Source organism: Pseudomonas sp. A-B-19 (assembly GCF_019947515.1).
Classification (GTDB): domain Bacteria; phylum Pseudomonadota; class Gammaproteobacteria; order Pseudomonadales; family Pseudomonadaceae; genus Aquipseudomonas.
In genome coordinates this window covers 17,767-36,043 of sequence record NZ_JAGYGN010000017.1, presented here as the reverse complement: position 1 = coordinate 36,043, position 18,277 = coordinate 17,767, and the positions used below count along the sequence as shown (strand labels likewise).

At 59.1% G+C, this 18,277-nt stretch carries 18 protein-coding genes; 8 read left to right on the top strand and 10 right to left on the bottom strand.

Annotated features, from left to right (window positions below; all coding sequences use genetic code 11):
* The first annotated feature begins 90 nt into the window (after window positions 1-90).
* The 3 genes from KGA81_RS18875 to KGA81_RS18865 all read left to right on the top strand — a co-directional run bounded on the left by KGA81_RS18875 (window position 91) and on the right by KGA81_RS18865 (window position 2,884).
* Window positions 91-1,404, top strand: a complete 1,314-nt coding sequence (locus KGA81_RS18875; protein ID WP_108216408.1) for a C4-dicarboxylate transporter DctA — start codon at window positions 91-93, stop codon at window positions 1,402-1,404.
* A gap of 69 nt (window positions 1,405-1,473) precedes the next feature.
* Window positions 1,474-2,178, top strand: a complete 705-nt coding sequence (locus tag KGA81_RS18870) for a FadR/GntR family transcriptional regulator (protein ID WP_223547670.1) — start codon at window positions 1,474-1,476, stop codon at window positions 2,176-2,178.
* 25 nt (window positions 2,179-2,203) lie between these two features.
* Window positions 2,204-2,884 (top strand): GntR family transcriptional regulator, encoded by a 681-nt coding sequence (locus KGA81_RS18865; RefSeq protein ID WP_223547669.1) that lies wholly within the window; start codon window positions 2,204-2,206, stop codon window positions 2,882-2,884.
* Between the two features lie 51 nt (window positions 2,885-2,935).
* Here the strand turns inward: KGA81_RS18865 and yjiA are convergent, their stop codons facing one another.
* From yjiA to KGA81_RS18850, 3 genes are all read right to left on the bottom strand, one after another.
* Entirely contained in the window at window positions 2,936-3,907 is a 972-nt protein-coding gene (gene yjiA / locus KGA81_RS18860; RefSeq protein WP_223547668.1) for a GTPase, read from the bottom strand.
* Between the two features lie 162 nt (window positions 3,908-4,069).
* Window positions 4,070-4,267 carry a YbdD/YjiX family protein gene (locus KGA81_RS18855; protein WP_007937254.1) on the bottom strand — a complete coding sequence of 66 codons (198 nt, stop codon included), beginning with the start codon at window positions 4,265-4,267 and terminating at the stop codon, window positions 4,070-4,072.
* Window positions 4,268-4,282: 15 nt separating this feature from the next.
* On the bottom strand, window positions 4,283-6,349 hold the full coding sequence (locus KGA81_RS18850) for a carbon starvation CstA family protein (RefSeq protein ID WP_223547667.1): 2,067 nt from the start codon (window positions 6,347-6,349) through the stop codon (window positions 4,283-4,285).
* A gap of 164 nt (window positions 6,350-6,513) precedes the next feature.
* On the opposite strand from KGA81_RS18850, the gene KGA81_RS18845 reads away from it, so the two are divergent.
* Window positions 6,514-6,882: a PilZ domain-containing protein gene (locus KGA81_RS18845; protein ID WP_223547666.1), complete on the top strand. Its 369-nt coding sequence runs from the start codon at window positions 6,514-6,516 to the stop codon at window positions 6,880-6,882.
* Between the two features lie 137 nt (window positions 6,883-7,019).
* Here the strand turns inward: KGA81_RS18845 and radA are convergent, their stop codons facing one another.
* Window positions 7,020-8,387 (bottom strand): DNA repair protein RadA, encoded by a 1,368-nt coding sequence (radA, locus tag KGA81_RS18840; RefSeq protein ID WP_223547665.1) that lies wholly within the window; start codon window positions 8,385-8,387, stop codon window positions 7,020-7,022.
* A gap of 640 nt (window positions 8,388-9,027) precedes the next feature.
* On the opposite strand from radA, the gene mscL reads away from it, so the two are divergent.
* The gene (mscL, locus tag KGA81_RS18835) at window positions 9,028-9,441 is read left to right on the top strand and encodes a large-conductance mechanosensitive channel protein MscL (protein ID WP_223547664.1); all 414 of its coding nucleotides are present in this window, start codon (window positions 9,028-9,030) and stop codon (window positions 9,439-9,441) included.
* Between the two features lie 43 nt (window positions 9,442-9,484).
* Here the strand turns inward: mscL and KGA81_RS18830 are convergent, their stop codons facing one another.
* The gene (locus KGA81_RS18830; protein ID WP_223547663.1) at window positions 9,485-10,261 is read right to left on the bottom strand and encodes a ferredoxin--NADP reductase; all 777 of its coding nucleotides are present in this window, start codon (window positions 10,259-10,261) and stop codon (window positions 9,485-9,487) included.
* A gap of 303 nt (window positions 10,262-10,564) precedes the next feature.
* Here KGA81_RS18830 and KGA81_RS18825 point away from each other — a divergent pair, with 303 nt between their 5' ends.
* Window positions 10,565-11,278 (top strand): autoinducer binding domain-containing protein, encoded by a 714-nt coding sequence (locus KGA81_RS18825; RefSeq protein ID WP_223547662.1) that lies wholly within the window; start codon window positions 10,565-10,567, stop codon window positions 11,276-11,278.
* Between the two features lie 174 nt (window positions 11,279-11,452).
* Window positions 11,453-12,577: a methyltransferase gene (locus KGA81_RS18820; protein WP_223547661.1), complete on the top strand. Its 1,125-nt coding sequence runs from the start codon at window positions 11,453-11,455 to the stop codon at window positions 12,575-12,577.
* Window positions 12,578-12,639: 62 nt separating this feature from the next.
* On the opposite strand, the gene KGA81_RS18815 is transcribed toward KGA81_RS18820, so the two are convergent.
* The 3 genes from KGA81_RS18815 to KGA81_RS18805 form a co-directional block, all read right to left on the bottom strand.
* Window positions 12,640-12,807 carry a DUF2474 domain-containing protein gene (locus KGA81_RS18815; RefSeq protein WP_007975773.1) on the bottom strand — a complete coding sequence of 56 codons (168 nt, stop codon included), beginning with the start codon at window positions 12,805-12,807 and terminating at the stop codon, window positions 12,640-12,642.
* 104 nt (window positions 12,808-12,911) lie between these two features.
* Window positions 12,912-13,919 (bottom strand): cytochrome d ubiquinol oxidase subunit II, encoded by a 1,008-nt coding sequence (gene cydB / locus KGA81_RS18810; RefSeq protein ID WP_223547660.1) that lies wholly within the window; start codon window positions 13,917-13,919, stop codon window positions 12,912-12,914.
* 3 nt (window positions 13,920-13,922) lie between these two features.
* On the bottom strand, window positions 13,923-15,359 hold the full coding sequence (locus tag KGA81_RS18805; protein WP_223547659.1) for a cytochrome ubiquinol oxidase subunit I: 1,437 nt from the start codon (window positions 15,357-15,359) through the stop codon (window positions 13,923-13,925).
* A 528-nt stretch (window positions 15,360-15,887) separates the two neighbouring features.
* Here KGA81_RS18805 and KGA81_RS18800 point away from each other — a divergent pair.
* Complete coding sequence (locus KGA81_RS18800) at window positions 15,888-17,138, top strand: MFS transporter (protein ID WP_223547658.1); 1,251 nt, start codon at window positions 15,888-15,890, stop codon at window positions 17,136-17,138.
* A 6-nt stretch (window positions 17,139-17,144) separates the two neighbouring features.
* On the opposite strand, the gene KGA81_RS18795 is transcribed toward KGA81_RS18800, so the two are convergent.
* A complete protein-coding gene (locus KGA81_RS18795; RefSeq protein WP_223547657.1) occupies window positions 17,145-17,696 on the bottom strand; it encodes a DJ-1 family glyoxalase III in 552 nt (183 codons plus the stop codon).
* A gap of 68 nt (window positions 17,697-17,764) precedes the next feature.
* A complete protein-coding gene (locus tag KGA81_RS18790; protein WP_223547656.1) occupies window positions 17,765-18,211 on the bottom strand; it encodes a DUF4879 domain-containing protein in 447 nt (148 codons plus the stop codon).
* Window positions 18,212-18,277 lie beyond the last annotated feature (66 nt).

The window sequence follows — 18,277 nt, the reverse complement described above, 5'->3', positions numbered from 1 at the left end:
ACTGGACATACCGGTAAGACCACAATAATTAAGTCCTGAATCTGATGTGCCCCGCACACGGCAGCCAGGACACCGACCAGGATTCCTCCCATGCTCAGATGGTGCTCGCGCTCAATCTTCCTCCAAGTGGTTCTCGGACTGGTGCTCGGCATCGTCTGCGGGCTGACCCTTCCCGAATACTCCGCTCAGCTCAAACCGCTCGGTGACGGTTTCATCAAGCTGATCAAAATGCTCATTGGCTTGATTGTGTTTTGCGTAGTGGTCAGCGGCATCAGCGGTGCCGGCGACCTGAAGAAGGTCGGCCGAATCGGCCTGAAATCGGTGATCTACTTTGAAGTGCTGACCACCATCGCCCTGGTGATCGGACTGGTATTCGCCTTCAGCACCGGTATCGGCAGCGGTGCGAACATTCACCTGGAGCAGCTTTCCGCAGCCGATATGGGCGACATTGCCCAGCGCGGTCAGCACATGCACACCACCACACAGTTCCTGATGGACCTGATTCCGACTTCGGTGATCGGTGCCTTTGCCGATAACAACATCCTGCAGGTCCTGTTGTTCTCCGTGCTGTTCGGCAGTGCGCTGAATCTGGTGGGAGAAGCGGCATCGGGTATTTCGCGGCTGATCAATGAACTCAGCCACGTGATCTTCCGCATCATGGGCATGATCGTGCGACTGGCCCCCATCGGTGTATTCGGCGCGATCGCCTTCACCACCAGCAAATACGGCCTGGACTCGCTGCAACACCTGGGCAGCCTGGTCGGCCTGTTCTACCTGACCTGCACGGCCTTCGTGGCCCTGATTCTCGGCCTGGTGATGCGCCTCTCTGGCTTGAAGATGTGGCCGTTGCTCAAGTACCTGCGCGAAGAACTGCTGATCGTCATGGGCACCGCGTCCTCCGATGCCGTGCTGCCACAAATCATGCGCAAGCTTGAGCATCTGGGCATCGGCAGTTCGACGGTCGGGTTGGTGATACCTACCGGTTACTCGTTCAACCTCGACGGTTTCTCGATCTACCTGACCCTGGCCATTGTGTTCATCGCCAATGCCACCGGCACGCCGCTGGCGATGACCGACCTGCTGACGATTCTGTTGGTGTCGTTGATCACCTCCAAAGGTGCCCACGGCATTCCGGGCTCGGCGCTGGTGATCCTGGCGGCCACCCTGACAGCCATTCCGGCCATTCCGGTGGTGGGTCTGGTGCTGGTGCTGGCCGTGGACTGGTTCATGGGCATCGGCCGGGCGCTGACCAACCTGATCGGCAACTGTGTGGCGACCGTCGCCATTGCGCGATGGGAAAAGGACATCGATGTGCAGCGGGCGAACAAGGTACTTTCCGGCCAGGCGGGTTATACCTTCCAGCCGCGTAAACCGGTCGCACCGGCGCATCAGCAGGAATTCTGAATCAACGGTGTGCCGACTTCGCCTTGGTCGGCACACCTTCACCACTTTTAGATGCTCATGGAGCGAACAGTGATTACCTCGTCAACCGTTGTAAATTCAGTCGTGGAAAAACTTCGGGCCGCGCTGGCCCGCGGTCAGTGGCGCTCCGGCGAAATGCTGCCGGGGCAACGCGAACTGGCCGAACAACTGGGCATCAGCCGACCGAGCCTGCGTGAAGCGGTGATCGTGCTGGAAACCCTCGGCCTGGTGCGCTCGATGCCAGGAAAAGGCGTGGTGGTGCTCGAAGCCAATCTCGCCGACAGCCAGGCGCATGAAAGCGCTGTGGCTGCTGCGAGCCTGGAAGACGTGCTGCAACTGCGCTACACCCTCGAACCGTTCATCGTCGGCCTCGTGGCGCAGTCCATCAGCAGCAAGGAAGTCGGGCAACTGCGCCTGACCTTGATGGACATGCGCGAAGCCCTGGAGGCCAATGACAGTGAAGCCGGCGTAAGTGCCTACATCGCGTTCCACGAAGAGCTGTTCACGCTGACGTCGAATCCGATCTTCCAGAGCGTGGTCCAGCAAACCAGCAATGCCCTCAAGCAGAGCGCCGAAGTGTTGCGCAACTCCCCGGAGCATCTGGCAGAGCGCCTTGAAGAAAACGAAGCGGTGGTGCGGGCGATCCGCTCCAAGAACAGCGCCCAGGCCAGCGCCGAGATGCGTCGGCACATTTTGCGCGAAGGCCAGCGCATGGGCATCGAACTGAACATCCCGGAAGACAACCTCGGCAGTTGAAACCTCTTCGAACTGGAGATTGGCCATGAACAGCTTCGCCTCGCCACAAACGCTCGCCACCCTGCCCATCCGCCCTTCGGTGGATGATCTGTATTCACGGGTCCTCGATGCCATTTTCGAACAGCGCATCCATTCGGCCAGTCGCTTTACGGAAGAAAGCCTGGCGCAGATGTTCGGTGCAAGGCGCAGCGACATGCGTGAAGTCCTGACGCGACTGTCCCATCAGCAGATCATCATTCTTCGAGTCAACCATCGCCCCCGCCTCGCCGAGCTTGATGCCGAGCATACCCGGCAGACACTGCATGCCCGGCGTCTGGCCGAGATCATGCTGGTGCGGCTGGCCTGTCAGCGACCCTGCGCGCAAGACCTGAAGCAACTGCGGGCGCTGGTCGATAGCGAGCGTCAATGCGCTGAGCGTGGCCGGGCAATCCGTTTGTCGGGAGAGTTTCATCTGCGATTGGCAGAAATGGCAGGCAATGCCCCGTTGTCGCACTTTCTACACAGCCTGGTGCCGCTGATTTCGTTCGCGCTTGCGCGGTTTGAGCTGCAGTCGATGGATTATTGCGTGTGGCAGGTGCACATGGAGATCCTGGATGCGTTGGAGCGAGGGGATGCTGCGAAAGCGGAAATTGTGCTCAACCGGCATCTGGATTATCTGGAACAGACTCTGCTCAATACAACCCGTGAACATTGCGCTGCAAGCTAGATCGCATCGCGGGCAAGCCCGCGATGGCGTCCTCACAAACGCCATAAAGCTTCAGACCGTCGCCACCCGTGCAAACCCCTCGCGAATCTTCTCTTCCGGCAAATCATCAGCAATAAACACGATCACGCTTTCACGCGATTCATCGTCAGCCCACTCCGTGTCCCAATCAAATCCGTACAACTTCAAGACGCCCTGAAACACCATCCGCCGCGGCTCGCCAAGGATGTTCAACACACCCTTGTAACGCAGCAATTGCTTGCCGTGATCTTCCAGCAGCTCATTCATGAACTCACTGAGCCTGTCGATATCCAGCGGCTTGTCGGTGCGCAGCACCAGGCTGGAAATGCGATCCAGAGACGGGGCCTGATTCACTGGTCGCAGGCTCACGCCACCACCAAGGTCGGCGTTCAAATTGAAACCGCGGACATCGAGCAGTTCAGCCAGGTCGATCCTGCCGTGGTCAACCACACGAATCGGCGCTCGCCGGTTAATGCGGGTCAGGCGCTCGCTCAACGCGGTGAAAGTCGGCTCGTCCACCAGATCGCGTTTGCTCACCAGCAAGCGGTCGGCGAAACCGATCTGCGCCTGGGCGATGGTCTGGGTCAGGTGCACGCCGGCATGTGCTGCGTCGACCAGCGTGATGATGCCGTCAAGGATATAGCGCTCGCGCAACTCTTCGTCGATGAAAAAGGTTTGCGCCACGGGCGCCGGGTCGGCCAGGCCGGTGCATTCGATCACCAGGCGGTCGAAGGCGATGTCGCCCTGATCCAGACGCTCGAGCAACAGATAAAGCGCTTTGGTCAGGTCCGTATGGATGGTGCAGCAGACGCAGCCGTTGGACAGCGTCATCACTTGCACTGGCTCATCACCCAACAACTGGGTGTCGATGCCGGCATCGCTGAATTCGTTCTCGATGACGGCGATTTTCAGGCCGTGCTCGGCCTTGAGCAGATGGCGCAACAGGGTGGTCTTGCCAGCGCCGAGGAAGCCGCTGAGGATTGTTACGGGGATGGGAGAGGACAAACTGGATCTCCTTTTTCACACAGAGAAAAAACAACACAAAACAAATGTGGGAGCGAGCTTGCTCGCGATAGCGGCTTGACATTCAACATCACTGTTGATTGACAGTCCGCCATCGCGAGCAGGCTCGCTCCCACAGGTATTGCCGTTAATCCGACAACCGGATCAACAGCACTTCGGCCCACCCTTGCCACCGTAACGGGCTTCCTGACGCTCGCGAAAGAACGCCTCGTAGCTCATCACCGGTTTGTCCGGGTGTTTGGTCTGCATATGCTCGACGTAGTTGTCGTAGTCGGGCATGCCGACCATCAGGCGCGCGGCCTGACCGAGGTATTTACCGAGGCGACTCAGGTCATTGAACATGGTGCAAATCCTCGATCACGCTTCCGGCAGCGCCTGGAATGGTGCTTCTTTATCCGTACGCCCTTTGCTGCCCCAGGCGGAAATACCGACCTTGAGCGCATAGAACAGGATGCTGAACACCACGAACAGGAACAGCGCGGTCAGCGTTGCGTTGGTGTAGGCGTTGAAGATCACGTGCTGCATCTGGGTGATGTCCTTGGCCGGGGCGAGGATCTGACCGTTGGCCAGCGCATCGCTGTATTTTCTGGCCAGCGACAGGAAGCCGATCGCCGGGTTGGCATCGAACAGCTTGATGAAGCCCGCCGTGGTGGTACAAATCAGCAGCCATGTCGCCGGCAGCAAGGTAACCCAGATGTAGCGCTGGCGTTTCATCTTGATCAGCACCACGGTGCCGAGCATCAGCGCGATACCGGCCAGCATCTGGTTGGAGATGCCGAACAGCGGCCACAAGGTGTTGATGCCGCCCAACGGATCGATCACGCCCTGATACAGCAACCAGCCCCACATGGCCACACAACCGGCGGTGGCGATCAGGTTGGCGGTCCAGGATTCGGTGCGGCGCAGGGCCGGCACGAACGAACCGAGCAAGTCCTGGAGCATGAAACGCCCGGCACGGGTGCCGGCGTCGACCGCGGTCAGGATGAACAGTGCTTCGAACAGGATCGCGAAGTGGTACCAGAACGCCATAGTGTTTTCACCCGGCAGAACACTGTGCAGGATTTGTGCGATACCGACCGCCAGGGTTGGCGCACCACCGGCACGGGCCAGGATGGTGATTTCACCGATGTCATGGGCCACCGCTTGCAGCGCGTCCGGCGTGATGGCAAAACCCCAGTTGCTGACCGCTGTCGCCACCGCCACCACATCCCCGCCGACGACGGCGGTCGGGCTGTTCATGGCGAAGTACACGCCCGGTTCGATCACCGACGCGGCGACCATGGCCATGATGGCCACGAACGACTCCATCAGCATGCCGCCGTAACCGATGTAGCGGGCGTTGGTTTCGTTATCCAGCAGCTTCGGCGTGGTGCCAGAGGCGATCAGCGCATGGAAACCCGAGACCGCGCCACAGGCGATGGTGATGAACAGGAACGGGAACAACCCGCCCTTCCACACCGGGCCGGTGCCGTCGACGAACTGGGTCAGGGCCGGCATTTTCAGCTCGGGCATGGTGATCAGAATGCCGATGGCCAGGGCCACGATGGTGCCGATCTTCAGGAAGGTCGACAGGTAGTCACGGGGCGCCAGGATCAGCCACACCGGCAACACCGCCGCGACAAAACCATAGCCGACCAGCATCCAGGTGATTTGCACGCCAGTGAAGCTGAACGCCTTGGCCCACACCGGATCCGCGGCAATCTGCCCGCCGAGCCAGATCGAACCGAGCAGCAACAACACGCCGATGAGCGAGATTTCACCGATGCGACCGGGGCGGATGTAGCGCATGTAGATGCCCATGAACATCGCGATCGGGATGGTCGCCATCACCGTGAAAATACCCCACGGGCTTTCGGCCAGAGCTTTGACCACGATCAGCGCCAGCACCGCGAGGATGATGATCATGATCAGGAAGCAGCCGAACAACGCGATGGTGCCGGGGATGCGACCCATTTCCTCGCGAACCATGTCGCCCAGGGAGCGGCCGTTGCGGCGGGTGGACATGAACAGGACCATGAAGTCCTGCACGGCACCGGCCAGCACCACGCCGGCGATCAGCCACAGCGTGCCGGGCAGGTAGCCCATCTGCGCCGCCAGCACCGGACCGACCAGCGGACCGGCGCCGGCGATGGCCGCGAAGTGGTGACCGAAGAGGATGTGTTTGTTGGTCGGCACGTAGTCCAGACCGTCATTGTTGAGCACGGCAGGCGTGGCCCGTCGCGCATCGAGTTGCATGACATTGTTAGCGATGAACAGACTGTAGTAGCGATAGGCGACCAGATAAATGGCCACGGCAGCGACCACAATCCACAAGGCGTTGATTGCCTCGCCCCGGCGCAATGCCACGACACCCAGGGCGCACGCACCTGTGATTGCCAGCACCAGCCAAGGCAAATGGCGTAGCGGGCTTTTGTCATTTTTCATTTTGATATTCCAGCCAGAAGAGTGGACAAGAAAGACAACCACTCCGAGTTTAGCTCTCCTGACGGCAAAGACCATACCCCCGACATTGGTCCGAACACCTGCGCGCGCTGGCCGCCTTGAAGTATGCAGGTCTATAGTCAGCGTACATCTACGAGGATCGCATCATGAGCGAGCACCCTGCCAAACGTCGCCACTTCAAGCGTATTGCGTTCGATGCCCGAACCGAGCTGAGTCAGGGCGAGTCCATCTGGTCGGTGAAATTGATTGATCTGTCGCTCAAGGGGTTGCTGATCGAGCGACCCGTTCCGTGGCAGGGCAATGCGCAGCAGAATTTTCTGGTCGACATTCATCTGGGCGAAGAGGCGGACATCATCATGGACGTGCAACTGACCCACGAAGACCACGGCCAACTCGGCTTTGTCTGCCGGCACATCAGCCTGGAGTCCATCGAACGCCTGCGGCGGTTGATCGAGCTCAACCTGGCTGACCCGCAGGAGCTTGAACGAGAATTGGGTGCGCTGATCGAGATCTAGCTATCAGCGAAAATCATTGTGGGAGCTTGCTCCGGGCGGCGTTCCGACGATGGCGGCCAGACAAGCAGCATCTACTTGAATGTCATGCCCTCATTGCGAGCAAGCTCGCTCCCACAGGGTTGTGTATCAAACGGAAATTATTCGAACAGCGCATCCAACGCCTGTTCCAACCGGGTCACAGCGATGATCTGCAACCCCGCCGGCGCCTCCTTCGGCGCATTGCCCCTGGGCACGATGGCCCGCTTGAAGCCATGCTTGGCCGCTTCTTTCAAACGCTCCTGACCGCTCGGCACCGGACGCACTTCACCGGAAAGCCCGACTTCACCGAACACCAGCAGATCGTGGGGCAACGGCCGGTTGCGCAAACTGGACATCACCGCTGCCATCAAGGCCAGGTCAGACGCTGTTTCCAGCACCTTGACCCCGCCGACCACGTTGAGAAACACGTCCTGATCGTGGGTCGGAATGCCGCCATGACGGTGCAGCACAGCCAGCAACATCGCCAGCCGGTTTTGATCCAGCCCCAACGTGACCCGACGCGGGTTGGCCAGGTGACTGTCGTCCACCAGCGCCTGAACCTCCACCAGCATCGGCCGTGTGCCTTCCCACGTAGCCATCACCACACTGCCCGGGACTTCTTCCTGGGCACGGGTCAGAAAAATCGCCGACGGGTTGGAGACTTCTTTCAGACCTTTGTCGGTCATGCCGAAAACGCCCAGTTCATTGACTGCACCGAAGCGGTTCTTCACCGCCCGCAGCAGACGCAGACGTCCGTCGGACTCACCTTCGAAATACAGCACGGTGTCGACCATGTGCTCCAGCACCCGAGGGCCAGCCAGCGCGCCTTCCTTGGTGACGTGGCCCACCAGGAAAATCGCCGTACCGCTCTGTTTGGCATAACGCACCAGCAACGCCGCACTTTCGCGCACCTGGGATACGCCGCCCGGTGCCGATTGCAATTGCTCGGTAAAGATCGTCTGGATCGAGTCGATCACCATCACCCTGGGCTTTTCCTGACGGGCCGTGGCAATGATGGTTTCGATGCAGGTTTCGGTCATGACTCGCAATTGATCCTGAGGCAACCCCAGGCGCCGCGCACGCATGGCCACTTGCTGCTGGGATTCTTCACCGGTGACATACAGCGCCGGCATGCTCTTGGCGAGGTTGCACAAGGTTTGCAACAAAATGGTCGACTTGCCAATGCCAGGGTCGCCACCGATCAGCACCACCGAGCCATCCACCAGACCACCACCCAGAACCCGGTCCAGCTCGCTGGAAGCGGTGGAAAAGCGCGGAATTTCTTCGACACTGACTTCAGCCAGAGTCTTGATCTGCGCCTGCTGGCCGGTCCAGCCGGTACGACCGCTGGGGGCTGCTGCCCCGCCGCTTTCCACCATGGTTTCGGTAAGCGTGTTCCAGGCCCCGCACTCACCGCACTGGCCGGCCCATTTGGGGAAAGTTGAGCCGCACTCGGTGCAGCCGTACATGCGCTTGGCCTTGGCCATCGGAACTCCCGGAAAAAAAACGCGATGATAGCTCAGCCAAGGCGCGCGAGTGCGGCCAGATATTTCGCGCCCCTATTGACGACTTCAAATAACCTTATTAAACACAGGTATATTCAGATGCCTCCACCCTACAAACCTTGTATAAGTTTTTTACTCAACTCGACCAATAAATTCTAGGGACATGCCATACCGCACGTTTTGAAAACCTATACAGACTTTGTTCACTTACATACTTTTTGCACAACTTCGAAAACACTCACACAAAACGCAGCAGGGATTCAGAGAAACGCGAAACTTGTCAGACGCCCCAGACTAACGAAACAGTTCACACCACTACCGTTGCTTTAAATTTTCAATGCACCCTCTTGGCCACTAACTGCCCGATCATCTTGAGCGTCCCGATTCAGGAATGGTCGTTCAACCTTGACTCGCCCACACAAATGACGCCATTTCGCTGAAAAAAACGTCGTCTGCGAACGCCTCAGAAGGCCTGACCGCCCCCAGATGAGGTCAATCAATGAATGTTTCAACACCACCCGGGGCAATGGCTGGCAAGCACAGCAGGCAGTTGATTCGAGCAGGATGCGATTTGCTGATTTACACTGCGCTCATCTACCTCATCTGTAACAAGGAATAACCTATGGGCGTGCTAAACGAGTTCAAGGCCTTCGCGGTCAAAGGCAACGTGGTCGACATGGCCGTCGGCATCATCATCGGCGCGGCCTTCGGCAAGATCGTTACCTCGTTTGTCGGTGACCTGATCATGCCGCCAATCGGGATGCTGATCGGAGGCGTGGACTTCAGTGATCTGGCCATAACGCTCAAGGCAGCAGACGGCGCCACTCCTGCGGTGGTGCTGGCCTATGGCAAATTCATCCAGACCATCATCGACTTCGTCATCGTCGCCTTTGCGATCTTCATGGGCGTCAAGGCCATCAACCGCCTGAAGCGTGAGGAATCCGTGGCCCCTAGCCTGCCGCCGGTTCCCACCAAGGAAGAAGAGTTGCTGAGCGAGATCCGCGACTTGCTCAAGGCCCAGAACAACCGGCCTTGACTGCACTGGTAAGCAAAACGGCGCCTTTGAGGCGCCGTTTTGCTTACCAGAAGTTTTCCACCGCCACTTGGCCGGGTCGCCGGCTGAGGCTCAAGTGCATGTCCCGCTGTTTAAGCAACTTGCGCGTGTCATCGATCATCTGCGGGTTGCCGCACAGCATGACCCGTGAATGCTCAGGCGTCAGCGCAACTCCCGCGCTGCGCTCCAACTCGCCGTTTTCGATCAATGTGGTGATCCGTCCGTTCAATGCGCCAGGATGCCGCTCACGAGTGACTGTGGCGATGAATTGCAATTTGTGTGCGTATTCAGCCAGATACTCAAGTTGCGCCAGCCCCGCGATCAGCTCCTGGTAAGCCAGTTCCCGGGCTTCGCGAACACTGTAGACCAGGATGATCCGCTCGAATCTCTCCCAGACTTCGAAATCCTGGAGTATCGACAGAAACGGCGCGATGCCCGTGCCTGTGGATAACAACCACAGATCGCGGCCATCGACAAAACGGTCCAGCGTCAGGTAGCCGAAGGCCTGGCGGTCAACCAGCAATGTATCGTCAACGCCCAGGCGGCTCAGTTCACTGGTGAACTCACCGCCCGGTACGACAATGGAAAAGAACTCGAGGAACTCGTCAAAGGGCGAGGACACCATGGAGTAGGCACGCCATACCGTGCTGCCGTCAGCCTTGGTGACGCCCAACCGGGCAAACTGCCCCGCCCGAAAACGAAACCCTGCATCCCGCGTGGTGCGCAGGGTAAACAGGTTCGGTGTCAACGGATGAACCTCGAGCAAAGTCTGACGCGTAAATTTTTCTTCACTGACGGACATGGAAGACTCCAATCAACAGATACCCCCAGTGTCCCGCAAAGAAAGCAGCGTAACCACCGACAATTTGTAGTGGCATTAATGCGCACTAGTCGTCGATTACAGAATACGAATACAACCCTGCATATAAAATTATATGCGGCATATCATAACCACTTATTCCCTAAGAACCTCGGGCACACTTTTCCAACAGTCGAAAGAGCGAAATTTTCGAACCACTTCCGCAGGAAATATCCTACACTTCGTGGCGTGCCGGATCCTGGATCCAACACTGCACCCAGAAGACACACTCATGGAGATCGCTGTATGGAGATCTGGAAGGAGTCGCAGCTCAAACAATTGGCGCACACGCAAGAGATCAATACGGCCTATCGAATCGCGCTCAATTTCGCTAGAAACCTTGGATATAAATTTTGTGGCTTTTCAATTACTTCAAACTCATTCGGGGTCGACACCAGTACGGTGAACCTGAACAACTTCCCTCATGAATGGAATACTCAATATGAAAAAAACAACGCCACGCAAATAGACCCGATAGTAGCGCATTGCAACCACTCAATGTTGCCTGTTCTCTGGAGTGAAGAGCTTTTTTCCAGGACGCCATGGTTATGGCAGCTGCTGCGACAACAAGGCTTGCAGCATGGCTGGTCCCAGGCGATCTTTGATGAGGAAACCGGCCTGCGCAGCATTTTCAGCCTGGCCAGAAGCCATTGCCCGATTTCAGCCTATGAGCTGTACGAGCATCTTGGATTCTCGGTGTTCATCAGCCGCCACTTGCACGCTCTGGCGATCGCAATGCAACCGGAAAAACTGGCTCGGCCCCAGGCTCCCCCCTTGTCACGGCGGGAACTCGAAGTATTGAAACTGTCGGCCGATGGCAAGACGGCCTATGAAATTGCCAGGATCCTCAATTTGAGTGAACGCACCGTCAACTTTCATGTGCACAGGGCTATCGAGAAGTTCGGCGTCAACAACAAGATTGCGGCAGTCATCGCCGCGGCCCGGTCCGGAGCCATCTGAAAGCGCCCGACTGTGGGAAAACCTGTGGGTAATCCAGGCAAAAAAACGTACCATTTGCGGCCCCTCCCGAGTGATGGCGTGTAGACCCTCACGACGCAGTACACTCGGACGGCTCCGCCCGCTTCAACGCCTTCGGGCAGCGGGACATCCGTTGATTATCCAGAGCCCCGCCCCATGCCTTTGCTCGAAACACCCTTCGCCAGCCTCGACCTGATCCGCCAGCCCGAACAGCAGAATGAACCGCTGCAAGCTTTCGATGCGGCCGATGAATACCTGCTCAATCATCTGGCCGAACAGCAGCCGGTGGCCGACACTCGGGTACTGGTGCTCAATGACAGTTTCGGCGCGCTGGCGGCCAGCCTGGCGGGCAAGGTGCAGGTGGTCAGCAGCGGTGATTCGTTCCTGGCTTTCCAGGGTCTGGAAAAGAACCTGGTGCGCAACGGCCTGGCGTTTGATGCGGTGGCCAGCGTACCCGCCAGCGAAACCCTTGCCGGGCCGTTCGACTGTGTGCTGATCCGTGTACCGAAAACCCTGGCCCTGCTGGAAGAACAACTGATCCGCCTGCAAGGCCGACTGGCACCGGGCGCCCAAGTGGTTGCCGCGTCCATGATCAAACATCTGCCCCGGGCCGCGGGCGACTTGCTGGAGCGTTACATCGGCCCGGTACAAGCCTCGTTGGCCGTGAAGAAGGCGCGGCTATTGATTGCCACGGCGCAAGACAAAACGCCAGTTGTATCGCCTTACCCAACGCGATACAGACTCGACGAACCGGCTATCGAACTGCTCAACCACGCCAATGTGTTTTGCCGCGAGGGCCTGGACATCGGCACGCGAGCCTTCCTGCCGCACTTGCCGAAAAACCTCGGTACTTCGCGAGTCGCTGACCTTGGGTGCGGCAACGGTGTTCTGGCCATCGCCAGCGCCCTGCAAAACCGCGAGGCCCACTACACGTTGGTGGACGAATCTTTCATGGCCGTGCAATCGGCCCGCGAAAACTGGCGTGCAGCGTTGGGTGAACGGGACGTGATCGTGCGTGCCGGTGATGGTCTGGCCGGCCAGGAACCGCAATCGCTCGACGTTGTGCTGTGCAATCCACCGTTTCACCAGCAACAAGTGGTGGGCGACTTCCTGGCCTGGCGGATGTTCCAGCAGGCGCGTGAAGCGCTGGTCGTGGGCGGCGCGCTGTACATCGTCGGCAATCGTCACCTGGGTTACCACAGCAAGCTGGCGCGATTGTTCCGCGGTGTCGAGCAAGTGGCGGCCAACCCGAAGTTCGTAATCCTCAAGGCGCGCAAGTAACAGGTAAAAAAACCTCCGGTCGCAAGGTTGTAAATCCATGCCTTGAGGCTACGGGAGGGATGTCAGTGCGTGGTCAGGCCGGCCGCGTTCATGAACAAACGCATCAGGCTGGCGACGATGAACAAGGCGCCGACGCTGCCGACCCAGATCAGGGCCAACCAGCCAAGCCGCTGCCACAGCGGCTTTTTTTCGGCTTCTTCAATGTCGTGCAGGGAATGTTTGGCGGCCATAACGTCAATCCTCTTCAAGATCGATGGCGTCGCATCCGACGCCATCGTCGGAGCGCCGCCCGGAGCAAGCTCGCTCCCACATTTCAGGTTCGCGGTGCACAGGACTAGTGGTAACCGTCTTCATGGGTGACCTTGCCGCGGAACACGTAGTAGCTCCAGAAGGTGTAGCCCAGGATGAACGGAATGATGAACAGCGTGCCTACCAGCATGAAGCCCTGACTTTGCGGCGGCGCGGCGGCATCCCAGATCGAGATCGACGGCGGGATGATGTTCGGCCACAGGCTGATGCCCAACCCGCTGTAACCGAGGAAGATCAGCACCAGGGTCAGCAGGAACGGCGTGTAGTGGGCGTTGCGGGCCACGGCGCGGATCAGGCTGTACATCGTCACCAGCACCAGAATCGGCACCGGCATGAACCAGAACAGATTCGGCATGGTGAACCAGCGGGCGGCGATTTCTGCGTGGGCCAACGGGGTCCAGATGCTGACGATGCCGATCACCGCCAGCAGCACGAAGGCCAATGGCCGGGCCAGGTCATGCATCTGTTGCTGCAACTTGCCTTCGGTCTTCATGATCAGCCAGGTGCAACCGAGCAGCGCATACGCCACCACCAGCGCCGCACCACAGAACATCGTGAACGGCGTCAGCCAGTCCAGTGAACCACCGGCGAACTGCCGATTGACCACCGGCAGCCCATCGATGAACGCGCCGAGCGCAACGCCCTGGAAGAACGTCGCAGTGACCGAGCCACCGATGAACGCCTTGTCCCACAGATGGCGCTTGTCGTCCCTGGCCTTGAAGCGGAACTCGAAGGCCACACCGCGGAAGATCAACCCGATCAACATCAGGATCAGCGGCAGGTACAACGCCGAGAGCACCACCGAATAGGCCAGCGGAAACGCGCCGAACAACGCCGCGCCCCCCAACACCAGCCAGGTCTCGTTGCCGTCCCAGACCGGGGCGACGGTGTTCATCATCACATCGCGATCGGTCTTGCCCGCAATGAACGGGAAGAGAATGCCGATGCCCAGGTCGAAACCGTCCATGACCACGTACATCATGATGCCGAAGATGATGATCACGGCCCAGATCAGCGGAAGATCGATACCCATGATTCAAATCTCCTTGGTCAGGCTGTGATCGGCGTCGATGTGGTCGTCGTCGGCTGCGGAAAACGGCCGGGCCGGTGTGCGTTTCTGGCCAGGGCCACCGTCGTTGGTTTCCTTGCCTTCGTCGATCTTCGGCCCCTTGCGCACCAGGCGCATCATGTAGCCAAGACCGGCACCAAACAGCGCGAAATAGACCACGACAAACAGAATCAGAGTGATGCTCATCTGCATGAAGCTATGGTTGGACGACGCATCCGCCGTACGCATCAGGCCGTAGACCACCCACGGCTGACGGCCGATTTCGGTGGTGAACCAGCCGGCGAGGAGAGCGATCAGACCGGACGGTCCCATCCACAGCGCCAGGTACAGGAACGGCCGCGAGGTGTAGAGGGTGTCGCGCGTGCGCAGCCACAGGCTCCACAAACCGGTGAAAATCATCAGCATGCCCAGACCCACCATGATCCGGAATGACCAGAACACTATGGTCGAATTCGGCCGGTCTTCAGGCGGGAACTCCTTGAGCGCCGGCACCTGTTTGTCCAGGGAGTGCGTGAGAATCAGGCTGCCCAGGTACGGGATCTCGACGGCGAACCTGGTTTTCTCCTCCTTCATGTCCGGCCAGCCGAACAGGATCAGCGGAGTCGCTTCGTTACCGACGTTCTCCCAGTGCCCCTCGATCGCGGCGATTTTTGCCGGCTGATGTTCAAGCGTATTGAGGCCGTGGAAATCACCGATGACCGCCTGGATCGGCGCGACGATCAATGCCATCCACATGGCCATCGAGAGCATTTTGCGGATCGCCGGGTTGTCCCTGCCGCGCAGCAAATGCCAGGCCGCGGAGGAACCGACGAAGAAGGCCGTGGCGACGAACGCCGCCGTGGCCATGTGCATCAGGCGATACGGGAACGACGGGTTGAAGATAACCGCCAGCCAGTCCGTGGGTATGACCTGACCGTTGACGATCTCGAAGCCCTGGGGGGTCTGCATCCAGCTATTGGAGGCAAGAATCCAGAACGTCGAGATCAATGTACCGATGGCCACCATCACGGTGGCGAAGAAGTGCAGGCCACGTCCGACCTTGTTCCAGCCAAACAGCATGACGCCGAGGAAACCGGCCTCGAGGAAGAACGCCGTGAGCACTTCATAGGTCAGCAACGGCCCGGTAACCGAGCCTGCGAAGTCCGAGAAACGGCTCCAGTTGGTGCCGAACTGATAGGCCATGACCAGGCCGGAAACCACCCCCATGCCGAAGTTGACGGCAAAGATTTTCGACCAGAAATGGTAGAGGTCACGGTAGGTGTCGTCATGGGTTTTCAGCCACAGGCCTTCGAGTACCGCCAGGTAACTCGCCAGGCCGATAGTGATGGCCGGAAACAGAATGTGGAACGAGATGGTGAACGCGAACTGAATTCGGGCGAGATCAAGTGCCTCTAAACCGAACATAAGTCTTCCTCTGTCAGGTAGTACGGCTGCTGGCTGGAAGCCTGCACCCACGGTCCCCACGGATATGGAGTGTGGCGAATCTCTGTTGGTTCTTTTTTTGCACGCAGCACAACGCAGGGAATCCGGCCTTGCGGCCGCCGGATCAATTCCTTTTGTGGGTTTTGATCTGGATCAATCAACGTTCAAAGAGTAGTCCCAATTTCGGGGATGAACCGCGTGGTCTTTTGCCGCGTGACAAGTTGCCTCACGGATTTTGTCAGAGGCAGCAACACACTACCAAGGAGCGGGCTTGCCCTAATGCCGATCAGTTAAGCGAAATCCATGTAGGAGCGAGCTTGCTCGCGAAAGCGGAGTACCAGTCAACATTGATGCTGAAGCTAACGGCCCCTTCGCGGGCAAGCCCGCTCCTGCAGAGCTTCATGTGCTTTCCAGATAGGTATCTAGCTAACTATTTTATTGTCGTGGCAACTTCCTGTTACAGGTTGGTGATAATCTCGCCGTTCCCCCTCTCCCCAGATTGTCCCGCAGATGCCCAGCCAAGAACCCTTGCTGTTACGTCACCATCGCCCTTTTCTTGCGTTCTGGCTGGCCCGGGTATTCACCGCCAGCGGCTTCCAGATGCTTACCGTGGCCATCGGCTGGAACCTGTATCAATTGACCGGCAACGTGCTCGACCTGGGGCTGGTCGGCCTGGTCGAGTTCGCCCCGCGCGTGCTGTTCATGCTGCACACAGGGCACGTCGCGGATCGCTACGACCGACGCAAAGTCGCGGCGATCTGCCAGTCCCTGCAGGCATTGATTGCCCTGTCGCTGGCCATCGGCAGTGCGACCGACCATGTCACCCGGGAACTGATCTTTATCCTGGCCTTCCTGCTCGGCGCCGCGCGCTCCTTTGAAATGCCGACCACCCAGGCCCTGCTGCCGAGCATCGTGCCCAGCGCGCTGTTTCCCCGTGCGGTAGCCGCCGCGCAATCGGCCCAGCAATCGGCAACCATCGTCGCCCCGGCCCTCGGCGGTTTGCTCTACGCCTTCGGCAGCGTCTGGGTGTATGGCCCGACGGTGCTGCTGTATGTCATCGCCTGTTCGCTGATGCTCAATCTGCCGGCGCGGCAGACGCCGCTGAACAAGGGCAAGGCCACTCTGGATTCACTGCTGGCGGGCATTCGCTTTATCCGCAGTCGTCCGGACATTCTCGGGGCGATCTCCCTCGATCTGTTCGCGGTGCTATTGGGAGGTGCGACGGCGTTGCTGCCGGTGTTCGCCAAGGACATTCTGCTGACCGGCCCGTGGGGGCTGGGCCTGTTGCGCTCGGCACCGGCAGTGGGTGCGCTGCTGATGTCGCTGTTGCTGGCGCGGTTTGCCGTGGAGCGCAACGTCGGGCGAGTGATGTTCACCGCCGTGGGCATCTTCGGCGTGGCAACCATCGCCTTCGGCCTGTCGACCTCGTTCTGGTTTTCCCTGGCGGTCTTGGTGGTGCTTGGCGCGGCGGACATGATCAGCATGGTGATCCGTGCCTCGTTCGTGCAACTGGAAACCCCGGACGAAATGCGCGGTCGGGTCAGTGCCGTGAACGGCTTGTTCATCGGTGCCTCGAACCAACTGGGCGAATTCGAATCGGGCCTGACTGCTCACTGGTTCGGCACAGTGCCAGCCGTGGTCATGGGCGGGATCGGCACGCTGGTGGTAACCGGCGCGTGGGTCAAACTGTTCCCGACACTGGCCAGCCGCGATCGCATGCACGCAGCTAAAGATGAAGAGAAGCAAGAGGCGAAAGTCTGACGTTCTCTAAACGAGCAACTCCCCCTCCACCGCCGTACGTGTGGCTTTACCGCAGAGTTGCTCCACCAGCGCCAGGGCAAAGGCCAAGGCCCCAGCCGAGCCCTGGGCGGTGATGCAATTGCCGTCGACCACCACTGGTTGATCGACGAAGGTGCAGCCCGACAGTTGATGGCTGGCCGAGGGCAGGCAGGTCATGCGCCGTTGACGCAATACGCCAAAGGCCTGCAGCGCCACGGCAGGCGCCTCGGCGATGCCGGCGAACAGGCGACCGGCAGCCGCCTGATCCTTGATCAATTGTTGCAGGGGTTGGTGGGCTGCCAAGTGCTGCGAACCTACCGCACCACCCGGCAAGACGATCAGGTCGAAGGGCTGCGCCAGCAAATCCACCAGCATGGCATCGGACGTCAGGCGCGTGCCGCGGGCGCAGGTGAGCATGCGCCGCCCTTCGATACTCGCCACCACCACTTCTATTTTGGCGCGGCGCAGTACGTCGATCAGAGTCACGGTTTGCAGGTCATCGGTGCCCTCGGCGAGGGTAATCAAGGCTCTAAAGGTCATCAGGTATTGTCCACAGAATGATCTTTTAAGCGTAGTCAGCTTTCCTGACCCTTGTTCGGGACCTGTGGTTACTTGATGTAAAGTTGCGTCGACATCGTATTGCCGGGTGCGTTGATCGAGGTGTTGCTGAAGGTCAGCGTGCCTTCCTGCTTGCCATCCAGATCGAGGGCATACAAATAGCCGACGGTTTTTTCCCCGGGAGTGCAACTGGTCAGGTTGCCGTTCTTGAACGCGCAGACTGGTGTGCGGGTGCCATTGACTTCAAAACCGTCCAGGGCGACATGGGCCTCACGCCCGTAACCCACTTCCAGCACGTACACCGTGATGTTCGGGCCATTGTGATCGCAGCGAGTCCGGGTTTGTCCTTCGTCGATGTTTTCAACGCCACAGGACGGCGACGCGACTTTGAGCACCTTCAATTGCGTCAGTGGCGCAGCCGAAGCCGCCACCGCCGTTTGGGCCCCGAGCAACAACGCCATCCATACGCCGAACACGCTAACCAGACGCCTTTTCATACAGGACCCATCCCCCTCAAAAACCAGCGCGCAGTATGGCGTACTTGGTGTTGTCGCAAAACATCG